The sequence below is a fragment of the Streptomyces sp. NPDC001848 genome (assembly GCF_042891915.1).
Lineage (GTDB): Bacteria > Actinomycetota > Actinomycetes > Streptomycetales > Streptomycetaceae > Streptomyces.
In genome coordinates, this window is record NZ_JBIATP010000006.1 from 319,210 (window position 1) to 333,475 (window position 14,266).

The window sequence follows — 14,266 nt, forward strand, 5'->3', positions numbered from 1 at the left end:
CTCACTGTGCTGGACCTGCTCCCGTCCGGGCCACCGGTTATCGGCGCGGGCACCCCGCCGGGTGTCGCGTCAGGCGTTCGGCTCCGCCTTGTCGCCCATCACCACGACCGGGTGCTGCTTCGGGTCGAGCGTGCGCAGCAGGTACTCCATCGCCGCCTCGGACAGGCTCACGCACGCCGAGGTGCCGCTGCCGTGGTCCATGTGCAGCCAGATGTCGCCGCCCTTCGACTGTCCCAGCGGCCGGGTCGGGTCGTCGGGCGCGGTGCCCCTGACCCGGTTGTAGTCGATGGCGATGACGTAGTCGAAGTCGTGCCAGTAGGACTCGCCCCAGGTGTGGGGCGCCTGGAACGACGCGGACCTGGTGTACGGCAGCTTGGATCCCGGGTCGTCGAGCACACCGCCCGCGTCGCTCAGCGTGAACACGCCCACCGGGCTGCGCCCGTCGCCCTCGTGATGGTCCGTCGTCCAGCCCTTCCGCCCGTTGTGCGCCGCCCAGGAACGTTCTGGCTTCCAGGTGGAGCCCTGCTCGGTGAAGAGCACGACGGTCGAGTCGGGCGAGTTCCGGCCCATGCCGTAGACGGCGACCACCTGGCGGGAGTCCGCCGGTACCCGGCGCCACAACCGGTCCCCTATACCGGGTATGCGCGTCATGTCCGCGTTCTTCCGCGATGCACGGACCGCCTGACCGCCCGCCGCGGCGGCGCGCCGGTGGTGCGAACTTCCGCACGCCGCAAGGGACATCGTCAACACACCGCAGGCCGCCACCACGACCGCCCGTATCGCACCGCCCTTTCCCATGCGCCCCATGGTCTCAACCCGTCCCCGAGCCGGTGGGTACGGCCCCTCACACGACCCCCGAGTGCTCCAACGGCGGCGCGATCGCCCGGGCGTCCGCCCCCTCGCCCACCCACAGTCCGATGAGGAAGGCCGCCGTCGCCTCCAGCAGGGCCGCCCGCTCCAGCCCTCCGCCGCTCAACGGTTCGCAGCCGAGGTCGTGCACCAGGCGACGGACCGTCCCCAGAGCCGAGGCGTCGTCGCCGCACAGCGGAACCGCGAGGGGGCGGCCGTCGAAGACGGGCGAGGTCAGCCGCCACACGCTCTCATGGCAGAGGTTGAACGCCTTGACCACGCGCGCGCCCGGCGCGGCGGCTGCGATGCGCTCGGCGGCCGAGGGACCGCCGCCTGTCTCCAGCAGGAAGCCAGGGCCGACCGGGTTGGTGCAGTCGATCAGCGTCCGGCCCGCGAGGGCGTCGGACAGCCCGGACACCACGTCAGCCGCCACCGCGTACGGCACCGCCAGCAGCACCGCGTCCCTGCCGTGCCCGACAGCGTCGCGCACGCTTCCCGCCCGTCCGCCGATCCTTCCGGCCAGGGCTGCCGCGCGGCCCGTGTCCCGCCCGCCCACCAGTACGTCGTGACCGGCCCGTACCCACCGGCCGCCCAGGGCGTCCGCCATGTTCCCGGTGCCGACGATCCCGATCCTCATCGTCCCCACTCCCCTCGTGGTGGTCCTGTCCTCGGATTCGGAACGACAGTAGGAAGCCGTTCGGGCACCATTCGGTAAGTGACCGTCGACCAGGACTTCATCCACCAGGACTTCATCGCCGACTGCCGCGCCAGGCTCGCCTTCGACCTGCTGGCCAACACCTGGAACCCGGTGGTGATCTGGGCGCTGCGCGAGGGCCCGGAGCGCCCCGGCCGGCTGCGCGAGCGGATCGGCGGCGTCAGCGCCAAGGTGCTCACCGAGACCCTGCGCCGACTGGAGTACAACGGACTGGTCGAGCGCCGCGCCCACCCGGGCGCACCACCCCGTGTGGACTACGAGCTCACGGAACTGGGGCGAAGCCTGCTGCCACCGATCGAGGCGTTCGGCGCCTGGGCGTTCGAACACGGCGACGAGGTGATGGCGGCACAGGAGCGCGGGGAGTCCGAGAGGGATCCCGGTGCCGTTCCCTGAGGTCGGCCGTCGACGGCCCGCTCAGCACGGGCCATCGCCAAGCCTCACTGTCAGGTGGGAGCTGTCGCCGCCGGGCTGACACGCGCGGTGCGCCGGGGCGCTTGCGTGGGTGCCCGCTTCGGGTGCCTCAGGACGAGTCCCGGGCCACCAGTTCCGTCGGCAACACCACCTGCCGCCGGTCCAGCGAACGGGAAGCCGCCGGCCGGCGGTCCGCTATCTCGTCCAGGAGCAGGGCGATCATCGCCCGGCCCATCTCCTCGATCGGCTGGCGCACGCTCGTCAGCGGCGGGTCCATGTGGCGGGCGATCGCCGAGTCGTCGTAGCCGACCAGGGCCACGTCGTCCGGGATGCGGCGACCCGCCTCGCGCAGCACCTGGCGCGCGCCCGCCGCCATCACGTCCGACTCCGCGAACACCGCGTCCAGGTCCGGGCGGCGGGCCAGCAGTTCCGTCATCGCCCGGCGGCCCCCCTCCTCCGTGAAGTCACCGGGCAGGATCAGGGCCTCGTCCACCTCTCGGCCCGCGTCCCGCAGTGCGTCCCGGTAGCCGTCGATGCGCCGCTGGGCGCCGTAGACGTCGAGACGGCCGGTGATCGTGGCGATGCGGGCGCGGCCCCGTGCGATCAGGTGCCCGACCGCCGAGCGGCCGCCGCCGTAGTTGTCCGAGTCCACCGACGGCAGGGTCTCCGAGGCCGAGCGGGGGCCGCTGATCACCGCCGGGATCTCCAGCTGGGCGAGCAGGTCGGGCAGCGGGTCGTCCGCGTGGACGGAGACCAGCAGGACGCCGTCCACCCGGTGCGCGGCCAGATACTGCGCGAGCCGGCGCCGCTCCCGGTCGCTGCCCGCGAAGATCAGCAGTAGCTGCATCTCGGTGTCCGACAGCGCGGACCCCACGCCCTTCACCATGTCCGAGAAGTACGGCTCCGCGAAGAACCGGGTCTCCGGCTCGGGGACGACGAGGGCGATCGCGTCCGTACGGTTCGCCGCCAGCGCCCGGGCCGCCGTGTTCGGCACGTACCCCAGCTCCGCGACCGCAGCCTCGACGGCCGCGCGCGTCGCGTCACTCACCCGGGGTGAGCCGTTGATCACCCGGGAGACCGTGCCGCGGCCCACGCCGGCCCGCGCGGCAACCTCCTCGAGGGTCGGCCGCCGGCCACTCCGGCCCCGCGTTCCGTGGCCTGTCATGGTCGCCTCCCGTCACACCGCGCTTCGCGCGTCTGGCCTGGAATGTAACAGCACCGTGCGGCTGCGCGGCCGTCGCTCGGGGCCGGCCGCCGGGCTCACCGCGGCAGGGACGGCTCCGCCCGGGCGCCAGTTAACAGCCCGATAACTGAACACGTGTTGCGCCGTCCGCTCCCTTGACACCCTCGCCCCGACCCACGACTCTTCAACACATCACTTGTGGGAGCGCTCCCACAGTACCTGCCCCATACACATCCCGCACGTTCCCCGCCCGAGCCGCAGCAAGAAGACACGGGCCCACCAATGAAGTTGGCCGGGGGGTCGGCACGTCAGGGCAACTGGAGGACGACATGCGAGCACGTACCCTCCCCCACTCTCGACTTCGCTCGAGCGGGGGGACCCCCATCCGCCACAAAGCCACAGCCCTGGCGGCCGTCGCGGTGCTGGGCGCCGGACTGCTGGCCGGCTGTGCCAACGACAGCGGCGGGAGCGGCGACAGCGGTTCCGGTGGCGACAGCAAGGGCAAGACCACGATCACCCTGGGCCTGTTCGGGACGATGGGCTTCAAGGAGGCCGGTCTCTACAAGGAGTACGAGAAGCTCCACCCGAACATCAAGATCCAGGAGAACGCGATCGAGCGGAACGAGAACTACTACCCCGCACTCGTGAACCACCTGACCACCAACAGCGGTCTGATGGACGTCCAGGCCGTCGAGGTCGGCAACATCGCGGAGGTCACCAGCACCTTCGCGAGCAAGCTGGTGGACCTGTCCAAGGTCTCCGGCGTGCAGAAGAGCAACTGGCTGGACTGGAAGTGGCAGCAGGCCACCACCAAGGACGGTCAGACCATAGGCCTCGGCACCGACATCGGCCCGCTGGCGATCTGCTACCGCAAGGACCTGTTCAAGGCGGCCGGCCTGCCCACCGACCGGGACGCCGTGAGCAAGCTGTGGACGGGCAGCTGGGACAAGTTCGTCCAGGCCGGCGAGCAGTACAAGAAGAAGGCGCCGAGCGGCACCACCTTCATGGACTCCCCCGGCGGTCTGCTCCAGGCGATCCTCGCCGGCGAGAGCACCCGCTTCTACGACTCCTCCGGCAAGGTCATCTACAAGTCGAACCCGGCCGTGAAGGCAGCCTTCGACACCACCGCGAAGGCGGCGCAGGAGGGTCTGACCGGAGCGCAGACCCAGTTCCAGCCGGCGTGGAACACGACGATCGCCAACGGCAAGTTCGCCGCCATGTCCTGCCCGCCCTGGATGCTCGGCTACATCAAGGGCCAGTCGAAGCCGGACGCGAAGGGCAAGTGGGACGTGGCGCAGGCGCCGAAGGCCGGCAACTGGGGCGGCTCCTTCCTGACCGTGCCGAAGAGCGGCAAGAACGTCGCCGAGGCCGAGAAGTTGGTCGCCTGGCTCACCGCGCCCGAGCAGCAGGCCAAGCTGTTCGCGACCCAGGGCTCCTTCCCGAGCGCACCCGGCGCCTACACGACGCCCGCGGTGACCGGGGCCAAGAACGACATGACCGGTGACGCCCCGATCGGCACGATCTTCGCAGCGGCCGCCAAGAACATCCCGGTCCAGGTCATCGGCCCGAAGGACCAGATCATCCAGCAGGGCCTGACGGACAACGGCGTCATCCTCGTCACCAAGGGCAAGTCGCCCGCGGACGCCTGGGCGACGGCCACCAAGACCATCGACAACAACCTGGAGAAGTGACCGGCATGGCCACCCGGCACGACATCGCCGCGCCCCCCGCGAAGGAGGGGGGCGCGGCCCCGGCCCGCCCGCCCGCCGCCCCCACGGAGGCGGAGCGGCGGCGCCGCGCCCGCCTGTCCCGGCGCTGGCAGCGGGACATCAAGTGGAGCCCGTACGCCTTCGTCTCCCCCTTCTTCCTGCTCTTCGTCGCCTTCGGGCTCTTCCCGCTGGTCTACACGGGCTGGGCCTCGCTGCACACGGTGGAGCTGACCGCGCCCACCGACATGCAGTGGGCGGGTCTGCACAACTACACGCGGATCTTCGACGACGACTTCTTCTGGAACGCGGCGAAGAACACCCTGACCATCGGCATCATCTCGACGGTCCCGCAGCTGCTGATGGCGATGGGACTGGCGCACATCCTCAACTACAAGCTGCGCGGCTCGACCTTCTACCGGGTCGTGATGCTCGCGCCGTACGCGACGTCGATCGCCGCGGCCTCCCTCGTGTTCGTCCTGCTGTTCGGCCGCGACTACGGCATGATCAACTGGGCGCTGCACTTCTTCGGCATCGACAAGATCGACTGGCAGAACGACAAGTGGCCGTCCCAGATCGCCGTCTCGACGATCATCATCTGGCGCTGGACCGGCTATAACGCGCTGATCTACCTGGCGGCGATGCAGGCGATCCCGAACGACCTGTACGAGTCGGCGGCGCTGGACGGCGCCTCGCGCTGGCAGCAGTTCTTCCATGTGACGCTGCCGCAGCTGCGCCCGACGATCCTGTTCACCTGCGTCGTGTCGACGATCGGCGCGAGCCAGGTGTTCGGCGAGCCGCTGATCTTCGACGCCAACAAGGGCGCGTCGGGCGGTGCGGAACACCAGTTCCAGACGCTCGGCCTGTACCTGTACGAGCAGGGCTGGGTGAACCAGCACCTGGGCCGCGCCTCCGCGATCGCCTGGACGATGTTCCTGATCCTGATCGTGATCGGCGTCGTCAACTACGTCATCTCGCGCCGGCTGCGCGCCAGTAGTGAGGAGACCCGGCCGTGACGACGACCCTGAACCCTCCCACCGACGCGGCGGCGACGGAACCGAAGCGCGTACGACGCCCGAAGTCGGCCCGTGCGGGCGGGCAGCTGCACGCGGGCCCGATCGCGTACACGATCCTCGTGCTGTTCTCCATCGGCTCGCTGTTCCCGCTGGTGTGGACGGCGATCGCCGCCTCCCGCACCAACAACCGGCTGGCGCAGAGCCCTCCGCCGTTCTGGTTCGGCGGGAACCTCTTCCACAACCTCGACGTCGCCTGGAGCCAGGCCAACCTGGGCAAGGCGTTCGTCAACACCACGATCGTCGCGGGGACCTCGGCGGCGGCCATCGTCTTCCTGTCGACGATCGCCGGGTTCGCCTTCGCCAAGCTGCGCTTCCGGGGTCGCAACATCCTGATGCTGATCGTGATCGGCACGATGATGGTGCCGCCGCAGCTGAGCATCATCCCGCTGTACATGATGGTCGCGAAGCTGGACTGGACGGACCAGCTGCAGGCGGTCATCTTCCCGTCGCTGGTGAGCGCGTTCGGCGTGTTCTTCATGCGGCAGTACCTGATCCAGGCGCTGCCGGACGAGCTGATCGAGGCGGCTCGGGTGGACGGTGCGAGCAGCTGGCGCGTGGTGTGGAACGTGGTGTTCCCCGCGGCGCGGCCCGCGATGGCCGTGCTCGGCATGCTGACGTTCGTCCAGGCGTGGAACGACTTCCTGTGGCCGTTCCTGGTCCTGACCCAGACCGGCAACCCGACCGTGCAGGTGGCCCTGGCGGGCCTGGGCCGCGGCTACACCGTCGACCAGTCCCTGATCATGGGCGGCGCGCTGCTCGGTACGCTGCCGCTTCTGCTGGTCTTCGCGATCTTCGGCAAGCAGATCGTGGGCGGCATCATGCAGGGCGCGGTCAAGGGCTGAGGCCCGCCCGCTGTAGCCGCCAACCCGCCCTACGGGGGCCGGACCACCGCCGCTCCGGCCCCTTCCCTCCCCTCTTCCTCAACCCCTCCCCACCCCCAACTCGTCGGTCTTCACGACCTCATATGGGAGCGCTTCCATGCCTGAGTCCGCACAGTCGGCACCCCCGGTGACCTTTCCTCCCGCCTTCCTCTGGGGCGCGGCGACCTCCGCGTACCAGATCGAGGGGGCGGTGCGGGAGGACGGCCGCACCCCCTCCATCTGGGACACCTTCAGCCATACGCCGGGCAGGACCGCCGGCGGCGAAACCGGTGACATCGCCGTCGACCACTACCACCGCTACCGCGAGGACGTGGCGCTGATGGCCGAGCTGGGCCTGAACGCCTACCGCTTCTCGATCTCCTGGTCGCGGGTGCAGCCCACCGGCCGGGGCCCGGCGGTCCAGCGGGGCCTGGACTTCTACCGCCGCCTGGTGGACGAACTCCTCGCACACGGCATCAAGCCCGCGATCACCCTCTACCACTGGGACCTGCCGCAGGAGCTGGAGGACGCGGGCGGCTGGCCGGAGCGCGACACGGCGTACCGGTTCGCCGAGTACGCGCGGATCGTGGGCGAGGCCCTCGGCGACCGCGTGGAGCAGTGGATCACCCTGAACGAGCCATGGTGCAGCGCGTTCCTGGGCTACGGCTCCGGGGTGCACGCCCCTGGCCGTACGGACGCGGCGGCATCGCTGCGCGCGGCCCACCATCTGAACCTGGCCCACGGCCTCGGCGCCTCGGCCCTGCGGTCGGTGATGCCGGCCCGCAACTCGGTGGCGGTCAGCCTCAACTCCTCCGTGGTGCGCACGGTGTCGCAGGACCCCGTGGACCTGGCGGCGGCCCAGAAGATCGACGACCTGGCCAACGGGGTCTTCCACGGCCCGATGCTGCACGGGTCGTACCCGGAGACCCTCCTGGCCGCCACCTCGTCGATCACGGACTGGTCGTACGTCCGGGACGGCGACCTGGCGACCGTCAACCAGCCGCTGGACGCGCTGGGCCTCAACTACTACACGCCGACGCTGGTGTCGGCGGCCGAGGAGAAGGCGAGCGGCCCGCGTCCGGACGGTCACGGCGCGAGCGAGCACTCGCCCTGGCCGGGCGCGGACGACGTGGCCTTCCACCAGACCCCGGGCGAGCGCACCGAGATGGGCTGGACGATCGACCCGACCGGACTGCACGACCTGATCATGCGCTACACCCGGGAGGCGCCGGGTCTGCCGCTGTACGTGACGGAGAACGGCGCGGCCTACGACGACAAGCCGGACCCGGACGGCCGCGTCCACGACCCGGAGCGGATCGCCTATCTGCACGCCCACCTGTCGGCGGTGCGCCGCGCCATCACGGACGGGGCGGACGTGCGGGGCTACTTCCTGTGGTCCCTGATGGACAACTTCGAGTGGGCGTACGGCTACGGGAAGCGGTTCGGGGCGGTGTACGTCGACTACACGACCCTGGAGCGAACCCCGAAGTCGAGCGCGCACTGGTACGGCCGGGCGGCGCGCACGGGCGAGCTGCCGCCGCTGGAGGACTGACCGGCTGGGGGTCCAGGGGTTCGGGGCGCGGCACAGGAGGGAGGTGCCGCGCCCCGCAGCGTCTCAGTTGTAGGCGCCGAACGCCTTCGAGAACGCGAACCCCTCCTGGGTGATCGAGCTGCACGTCGGGTCCGCCGTCGGCTTGGGGCCTCCGGCGCACTGCTTGTCGCGCGCGGCCGACCACATGGACAGCCGGCCCAGGCCCTTGGACTTGGCGAAGGCCACCAGCTGGGCGGCGTCGTCGACCGTGAAGACCTCGGAGGAGACGTCGTTGACACCGATCATCGGGGTGACCGCGACCGTCTTCCAGGCGGCGCTGTCGCTCAGCCCCAGCACGCTCTTGATCTGCGCCTGCGTCGCGGTCGCCGCCTGCTCGGCGTAGGTGCCCATGTCGCCGCTGTACGCGGGGCCGTAGTCCATCGCCATGATGTCGACGGTGGAGATCTTCACGCCGTTGGACTTGGCGTCGGTCAGGAGGTTCACTCCGTCCTGGGTCAGGCCCTCCGGCATGACCGGGAGCGTGAACGACACGTCCAGGCCGGGGTGTTGTTGCTGCAGCTTGGCGATCGCCTGGGCGCGGCGGGTGTTCGCGGCCGTGTTCGGCAGCGCGCCGCCCTCGACATCGAAGTCGACCTTGGTGAGTTTGTACGCGTCGACCACCTTCCCGTACGCCGCCGCCAGCGCGTCCGCCGAGGAGCAGGTCGTGGCCAGCTCCGAGCCGGAGGCGCCGCCGAAGGACACCCGGACGTCACCGCCCTTGGCGCGCAGGGCGCCGATCTGCGCGGCCACCGCGTCGTTGCCGAGGTCGGAGACGCCGCCCCACTTGGGGGTGCAGGCGCCGCCGTCGGTCACGAACGCCAGGTTGTAGTTCTTGACGCCGGTCGCGTCGGCCGCGGCGACCAGGTCGAAGGCCGGGTAGAGGGAGGTGTCGACGTACGGGGAGAAGCCGGCGCTCGTGGTGGATCCGGTGCCGGTGCCGGTCCCGCCTCCGGTGGTCTGCGTGACGGTGGGCGACGGAGTGGCGGTCGAGGGCGGGGTCGGCGCCGGGGTCGAGGACCGGCTCGGGGTCGGGGACTGGGTCGGGGACTGGGTCGGGCGGCCGCTCGGCCGCGGGGTGGTGCCGTCGTCGGCGGAACACTTCGCGCCGTCGATGAGACAGCCCGTCGGGTCCCCGGAACCGTTCACGACGAAGCCGACGGTCACCGACTCGCCCGCCGCGATGCCGTTCTTGTCCCAGGACGGCGGCTTGACGGTGACGTGCTGTCCGCTCACCGTCGGCGTGCCGTCCCACAGCGAGCTGAGCTTCGCCCCCGAGGGCAGGTCGAACTGCAGCGTCCAGTCGGCCTTGGCCTGGCCGCTGTCGTTCCTGATCACGTACTGCGCGGTGTAGCCCGTCGACCAGGTGCTGGTCTTCGTGTACGTCGCGCCGACGTCGGCGGCGTGTGCCGTGCCGGTGACCACCAGGGCGCCACCGCCGACCACGACGGCGGCGACCGTGCCGCCGATCGCCTTGTTCCGGCCGCTGATCCTGCGCCGGTGCGCCTTGCTCATCGCGTGCCTGCCTTCGCTGGTACGGGGGGTGAATGCGGCAGCACGCTAGCGAGCCGGAATCGGGCAAACCGTGTGATCCAGACGGGCGTTGAGGATCTTAGGGTGCGCTTAAGGAAGGGATCGGGGGCGGTTAAAGGTAGAGACCAATAGGCGGCGGCGTCTGCGGCGCACACGGTGCCCTCGCCGTATCGGGGCCCGTCCGTCCAGCTGGAACCAGATCCGCACCTCCGTGCCGCCCAGCACCGAGGAGCCGATCCGCACATCGCCGCCGGTCGACTCGGCGAGCCGGCGCACTATGTCCAGGCCGAGACCCGTCGAGCCGTCGCTGCCCGAGCCGCGGCCACGGGCCATCGCCGCCTCCGGGTCGGATATGCCGGGCCCGGCGTCGGACACCAGCACGATCACCGCGTCCTCGGCGTTGTGCACGTCGACCGCGAACGCCGTGCCCTCCGGGGTGTGCCGGAAGACGTTCCCGAGCAGGGCGTCCAGCGCGGCGGCGAGGTCGGACCGGGCGACGGGTACGCGGACCGGACGGTCGGCCCCGGCCACCCGCCACGTGCGGCCCTCGTCCTCCGCCAGCGCCGACCAGAACTCCATGCGCTCGCGCACCACCTCCGCCGCGTCGCACCCGGCGCCCGGCCCGGGCGCCGCGGTCTGCGGCTTGGCCTCGCGCGCCGTACGGATGATCGTGTCCACCTCGCGCTCCAGCTGGGCCACCGCCTGACGGGTCTGGTCGGCGGCCGGCCCGTCGCCGAGCGAGGCCGCGTTCAACCTGAGCACGGTGAGCGGTGTCCGCAGGCGGTGGGACAGGTCGGCGGCCAGTTCCCGCTCGTTGGCGAGGAGTTGCACGACCTGGTCGGCCATCGAGTTGAACGCGACCGCCGCCGCGCGCAGTTCGGCCGGCCCCTCCTCGGCGACACGTGCGCCGAGCTGCCCCTCCCCCAGGTCGTGCGCGCCCTCGGCCAGGCGCCGCGCGGGCCGCACCATCCGCACGCCGAGCCGGTCGGCGACGGCCACCGAGCCGATGATCAGCGCGACGCCGACCGCGGCGAGCACCGCCCAGGCCGTGCCGACACCGTGCGTCACCTCGGACTCGGGCACGTAGACCTCGATCACGGCGATCGCCCCGGAGCTGAGCGCGGTGGGCTGCAGCAGCGTGGAGCCGCCCGGGACCTCGGTGGTGGAGGCCCGGCCCAGCCGGCGGGTGGCCGCGATGTCCTGGGCGGCGGCGCGCCGACGGCCGATGTCGACCGCCCTTGTGCCGTCCCCCGCGGGGATGTGGACGGCGATCCCGTCGTCGGAGCCCGCCGAGGCGACGACCCGCTCCAGCTGGTCCCGGTCGGTGGTGATGGACAGCGCCGGTGCGATCGCGGCGGCCTGCCGCTCGGCGTTCGAGAAGGCCCGGTCGCGTGCCATCTCCCTGACGACGAGCCCGAGCGGGACCGCGAAGGCGACCACCACCATCGTGGTCACCGCCAGGCACACCTTGACCAGTGCCCACCTCATGGCAGTGGCTCCGTCTGCGGCGGCTCCAGCTTCACGCCGACCCCCCGCAGGGTGTGCAGATAGCGGGGCCTTGCGGCCGTCTCGCCCAACTTCCGCCTGAGCCAGGAGAGATGGACGTCGATGGTCTGGTCGTCGCCGTACGACTGCCGCCAGACCTCGGCGAGCAGCTCCCTGCGTGGCACGACGACACCGGGCCGGCCGGCAAGGAAGGCGAGCAGGTCGAACTCACGGCGCGTCAGGTCCAGGGGCACCCCGTCCAGTTCCGCGTGCCGGCGCAACGGGTCGATGGCGAGGCCGCCGACCCGGATGACGGTCGGGGACGCGGCGTCGGCGGTGGCCGTGCGGGCGCGGCGCAGCACCGCCGCGATCCGTGCCGACAGGTGCTCGACCGAGAACGGCTTGGTCAGGTAGTCGTCCGCGCCCGCGTTGAGCAGGCGGACGATCTCCGTCTCGTCGTCGCGTGCGGTGGCGATGATGACCGGCACGTCCGTGATGCCGCGCAGCATCTTCAGCGCCTCGGAGCCGTCCAGGTCCGGCAGTCCGAGGTCGAGGATGACGACGTCGAAGGGGACGTGCGCGACCTCACGCAGCGCCTCCAGCGCGGTGCCGACGCTGCGCACGGTGTGTCCGGCCTCCGTCAGATGCCTGATGAGCGCCGAGCGTACGAACTGGTCGTCCTCGACCACGAGCACACTTGCCATGGGCGGCACCGTACGCCATGCGGGCCGGGCCGTTCGGGGCCTGTGGACAACTCTCGGCGCCGCAACGGAAGAAACGGAACTGTGTGCGACCGGTGAGACACCCATGGGGCTGGTGGGGCAGTATGGCCGGGATGTTGCGAGGACTTCTGCACGTACTGGCGTGGACGCTGGCCACCGGAGCGGCGGCCACGCTGTCGTGGTGGGGTGTCCACACGGTGCTGGCGGGAACCGCGTACGACCCGCCGCGCGCCCTGCCCGTCACCGCGGGCGGCACGACGACGCAGGAGTCGAGGCCGCTGACTCCCGCGACGCGGCGCCCCTCCCCGTCGAAGAGCCCGCCGTCGACACCGAGCACGACGAGCCCGAGGCCGACCCCCGCCAAGTCCCGGGCCGCGCAGCCCAGCCCGTCCACCACCCCCTCCGGCCAGGTCAAGAGCTACGACACCGCCGGCGGCCGCGTGGTCTTCGACCTCGGCACCACGTCCGCGACGCTCGTGTCGGCCACTCCCGGCAGCAGTTGGTCGATGCAGGTCTGGAAGACGGAGACCTGGATCCGCGTGGAGTTCACGTCCGGCGCCGACCGGGTCTCGGTGTTCTGCACCTGGCACGACGGTCCGCCCCATGTGGAGATCGGGAACTACTAGGGGGCCCCTGGCCGCCTCTCCATGAACTGCCGGCCGCTTCTCGATGAGGGAGGGGCCTCGGTCTGTTCAGTGGAAGATCGACGGTGGGGGCGCCGGTGACGCCACCGCCGCCGCGTCCGTGACCGCCGCCGCGCCGCCCGTGAAGTCGGTCAGCGCCTTGCCGTGCTCCACCCGCGCGGGGTGCGGGTCCGCGGCCGCGCGGCGGGTCAGTTCGGCCACGGGGAGCGGGTGGGCGCAGGCGACCAGGACCGCGTTGCCGAAGCGCTTGCCGCGCAGGACGGCCGGGTCGGCCACCAGTGCGAGTTCGGGGAAGACGGCCGCCGCCGTGGAGATCTGGCCGCGCAGATGGGCGAGCGGAGGGCCGTCGGCGAGGTTGGCCGCGTACACACCGCCGTCCTTCAGTGCCCGACGGACCTCGGTGAGGAACTCGGTGGACGTCAGGTGCGCCGGGGTGCGCGCCCCGCTGAACACGTCCACGATGACCAGGTCCGCCCAGCCGTCCGGGACCTTGGCGAGCCCTTCCCGGGCGTCCGCGGAGCGCACCCGGATCCGGGCGCTCGGGTCCAACGGCAGGGCGCGGCGCACGAGTTGGACGAGCGCCGTGTCTCGCTCCACGATCTGCTGGGTGGAGCGGGGGCGGGTGGCGGCGGTGTAGCGGGCGAGGGTGAACGCGCCGCCGCCGAGGTGCACGGCGTGCACGGGCCGACCGGGCGGGGCGGCCAGGTCGATGACATGGCCGAGCCGGCGCTGGTACTCGAAGGACAGGTACCGGGGGTCGTCGAGGTCGACGTGTGACTGCGGGGCGCCGTCGATGAGGAGGGTCCACGCGCGCGCCCGGTCCCGGTCGGGTATCAGCTGGGCGAGTCCGCCGTCGACCGCCTCGACGACGACCTCGGCACCCTGCCCGCGTCGCGCGTTCCGTGACCTGCCCATCCCGCCATTATCGGGGGCGGCGCGGAGGACGGCTCACCGGCGGCCCACCGGCCCGGGCACCGGGCCGCGCCGGGCCCGGCGGCGCTCGACTCGAGGTGTAGGCGGAGGCTCACCGACAGTTGTCGGCGGCCTCGATCAGGCGGGCCGCCTCGCCCAGCGCCGCGCGCAGGACCGCCGGGTCCGTGGCCGGTTCCGCCTCGCCCGGTGGCAGGAGCCAACCCGTGCCCTCGACCGGGGGCAGCGGGGCGACCAGGCTCATACCGCGCCCGTCGGTCTTCGTGCACGTGCTGCCGGGGACGTCCCACGCGTCCGCCGTGCCGGGCGGCACCAGGAAGCCGAGGGTGTCGCAGTCGTCGTCGTGCAGGACGGGCCCGACGCGGTCGCCCGCGCCGCGGCGGAGGATGTCGACCGCCTCGAGCCCCTGCCGGGCGGGCACGGTCACCAGGTCGGGGGCGTGCTGCGGCGGCGCGGCGTACTCGGGGGCCGGCACGGTGCGGGTTGCCTGCGGCCGTGTACGGAACTCGGTGCTGTGCGGGGTCTGCGTCCCGGCATCCACAACGGAACCCTCCTCGACGGTGA

14 protein-coding genes are annotated in these 14,266 nt (G+C 71.7%); 6 read left to right on the top strand and 8 right to left on the bottom strand.

The window, feature by feature from the left end; genetic code table 11:
- Positions 1–69: 69 nt before the first annotated feature.
- Together ACFYZJ_RS14890 and ACFYZJ_RS14895 are read right to left on the bottom strand one after the other, a co-directional pair.
- Positions 70–798 (bottom strand): L,D-transpeptidase family protein, encoded by a 729-nt coding sequence (locus ACFYZJ_RS14890; RefSeq protein WP_388567305.1) that lies wholly within the window; start codon positions 796–798, stop codon positions 70–72.
- Between the two features lie 46 nt (positions 799–844).
- Positions 845–1,486 carry an NADPH-dependent F420 reductase gene (locus ACFYZJ_RS14895; RefSeq protein ID WP_388567309.1) on the bottom strand — a complete coding sequence of 214 codons (642 nt, stop codon included), beginning with the start codon at positions 1,484–1,486 and terminating at the stop codon, positions 845–847.
- A gap of 78 nt (positions 1,487–1,564) precedes the next feature.
- Here ACFYZJ_RS14895 and ACFYZJ_RS14900 point away from each other — a divergent pair, with 78 nt between their 5' ends.
- Positions 1,565–1,957 carry a winged helix-turn-helix transcriptional regulator gene (locus tag ACFYZJ_RS14900; protein ID WP_388567312.1) on the top strand — a complete coding sequence of 131 codons (393 nt, stop codon included), beginning with the start codon at positions 1,565–1,567 and terminating at the stop codon, positions 1,955–1,957.
- A gap of 127 nt (positions 1,958–2,084) precedes the next feature.
- Here ACFYZJ_RS14900 and ACFYZJ_RS14905 read toward each other — a convergent pair whose 3' ends face one another.
- On the bottom strand, positions 2,085–3,140 hold the full coding sequence (locus ACFYZJ_RS14905) for a LacI family DNA-binding transcriptional regulator (protein WP_388567315.1): 1,056 nt from the start codon (positions 3,138–3,140) through the stop codon (positions 2,085–2,087).
- Between the two features lie 347 nt (positions 3,141–3,487).
- Here ACFYZJ_RS14905 and ACFYZJ_RS14910 point away from each other — a divergent pair, with 347 nt between their 5' ends.
- The 4 genes from ACFYZJ_RS14910 to ACFYZJ_RS14925 all read left to right on the top strand — a co-directional run bounded on the left by ACFYZJ_RS14910 (position 3,488) and on the right by ACFYZJ_RS14925 (position 8,352).
- Entirely contained in the window at positions 3,488–4,849 is a 1,362-nt protein-coding gene (locus ACFYZJ_RS14910; protein WP_388567318.1) for an ABC transporter substrate-binding protein, read from the top strand.
- A 5-nt stretch (positions 4,850–4,854) separates the two neighbouring features.
- Entirely contained in the window at positions 4,855–5,880 is a 1,026-nt protein-coding gene (locus ACFYZJ_RS14915; protein ID WP_388567320.1) for a carbohydrate ABC transporter permease, read from the top strand.
- On the top strand, positions 5,877–6,782 hold the full coding sequence (locus ACFYZJ_RS14920) for a carbohydrate ABC transporter permease (RefSeq protein ID WP_388567322.1): 906 nt from the start codon (positions 5,877–5,879) through the stop codon (positions 6,780–6,782). Before ACFYZJ_RS14915 ends, ACFYZJ_RS14920 begins: the two co-directional genes overlap by 4 nt.
- Before the next feature lie 136 nt (positions 6,783–6,918).
- A complete protein-coding gene (locus ACFYZJ_RS14925; protein ID WP_388567325.1) occupies positions 6,919–8,352 on the top strand; it encodes a GH1 family beta-glucosidase in 1,434 nt (477 codons plus the stop codon).
- Between the two features lie 63 nt (positions 8,353–8,415).
- On the opposite strand, the gene ACFYZJ_RS14930 is transcribed toward ACFYZJ_RS14925, so the two are convergent.
- The 3 genes from ACFYZJ_RS14930 to ACFYZJ_RS14940 form a co-directional block, all read right to left on the bottom strand.
- Complete coding sequence (locus ACFYZJ_RS14930; protein WP_388567327.1) at positions 8,416–9,903, bottom strand: cellulose binding domain-containing protein; 1,488 nt, start codon at positions 9,901–9,903, stop codon at positions 8,416–8,418.
- Between the two features lie 108 nt (positions 9,904–10,011).
- Positions 10,012–11,409, bottom strand: coding sequence for a sensor histidine kinase (locus ACFYZJ_RS14935; protein ID WP_388567329.1), 1,398 nt, complete (start codon positions 11,407–11,409; stop codon positions 10,012–10,014).
- Positions 11,406–12,110 (bottom strand): response regulator transcription factor, encoded by a 705-nt coding sequence (locus ACFYZJ_RS14940; protein ID WP_388567331.1) that lies wholly within the window; start codon positions 12,108–12,110, stop codon positions 11,406–11,408. Before ACFYZJ_RS14940 ends, ACFYZJ_RS14935 begins: the two co-directional genes overlap by 4 nt.
- Before the next feature lie 131 nt (positions 12,111–12,241).
- Between ACFYZJ_RS14940 and ACFYZJ_RS14945 the strand changes: the two genes are divergently transcribed.
- Positions 12,242–12,754, top strand: coding sequence for a hypothetical protein (locus ACFYZJ_RS14945; RefSeq protein WP_388567333.1), 513 nt, complete (start codon positions 12,242–12,244; stop codon positions 12,752–12,754).
- A gap of 66 nt (positions 12,755–12,820) precedes the next feature.
- On the opposite strand, the gene ACFYZJ_RS14950 is transcribed toward ACFYZJ_RS14945, so the two are convergent.
- Together ACFYZJ_RS14950 and ACFYZJ_RS14955 are read right to left on the bottom strand one after the other, a co-directional pair.
- Positions 12,821–13,687: a spermidine synthase gene (locus ACFYZJ_RS14950; protein WP_388567335.1), complete on the bottom strand. Its 867-nt coding sequence runs from the start codon at positions 13,685–13,687 to the stop codon at positions 12,821–12,823.
- 109 nt (positions 13,688–13,796) lie between these two features.
- A complete protein-coding gene (locus tag ACFYZJ_RS14955) occupies positions 13,797–14,177 on the bottom strand; it encodes a hypothetical protein (RefSeq protein ID WP_388567641.1) in 381 nt (126 codons plus the stop codon).
- Positions 14,178–14,266: the final 89 nt, after the last annotated feature.

Bases quoted from the DNA above. Each gene is read 5' to 3' on its own strand.
- ACFYZJ_RS14890 (WP_388567305.1), bottom strand. From the start codon at position 798: ATGGGAAAGGGCGGTGCGATACGGGCGGTCGTGGTGGCGGCCTGCGGT.
- ACFYZJ_RS14895 (WP_388567309.1), bottom strand. From the start codon at position 1,486: ATGAGGATCGGGATCGTCGGCACCGGGAACATGGCGGACGCCCTGGGC.
- ACFYZJ_RS14905 (WP_388567315.1), bottom strand. From the start codon at position 3,140: ATGACAGGCCACGGAACGCGGGGCCGGAGTGGCCGGCGGCCGACCCTC.
- ACFYZJ_RS14910 (WP_388567318.1), top strand. From the start codon at position 3,488: ATGCGAGCACGTACCCTCCCCCACTCTCGACTTCGCTCGAGCGGGGGG.
- ACFYZJ_RS14915 (WP_388567320.1), top strand. From the start codon at position 4,855: ATGGCCACCCGGCACGACATCGCCGCGCCCCCCGCGAAGGAGGGGGGC.
- ACFYZJ_RS14925 (WP_388567325.1), top strand. From the start codon at position 6,919: ATGCCTGAGTCCGCACAGTCGGCACCCCCGGTGACCTTTCCTCCCGCC.
- ACFYZJ_RS14930 (WP_388567327.1), bottom strand. From the start codon at position 9,903: ATGAGCAAGGCGCACCGGCGCAGGATCAGCGGCCGGAACAAGGCGATC.
- ACFYZJ_RS14935 (WP_388567329.1), bottom strand. From the start codon at position 11,409: ATGAGGTGGGCACTGGTCAAGGTGTGCCTGGCGGTGACCACGATGGTG.
- ACFYZJ_RS14940 (WP_388567331.1), bottom strand. From the start codon at position 12,110: ATGGCAAGTGTGCTCGTGGTCGAGGACGACCAGTTCGTACGCTCGGCG.
- ACFYZJ_RS14945 (WP_388567333.1), top strand. From the start codon at position 12,242: ATGTTGCGAGGACTTCTGCACGTACTGGCGTGGACGCTGGCCACCGGA.
- ACFYZJ_RS14950 (WP_388567335.1), bottom strand. From the start codon at position 13,687: ATGGGCAGGTCACGGAACGCGCGACGCGGGCAGGGTGCCGAGGTCGTC.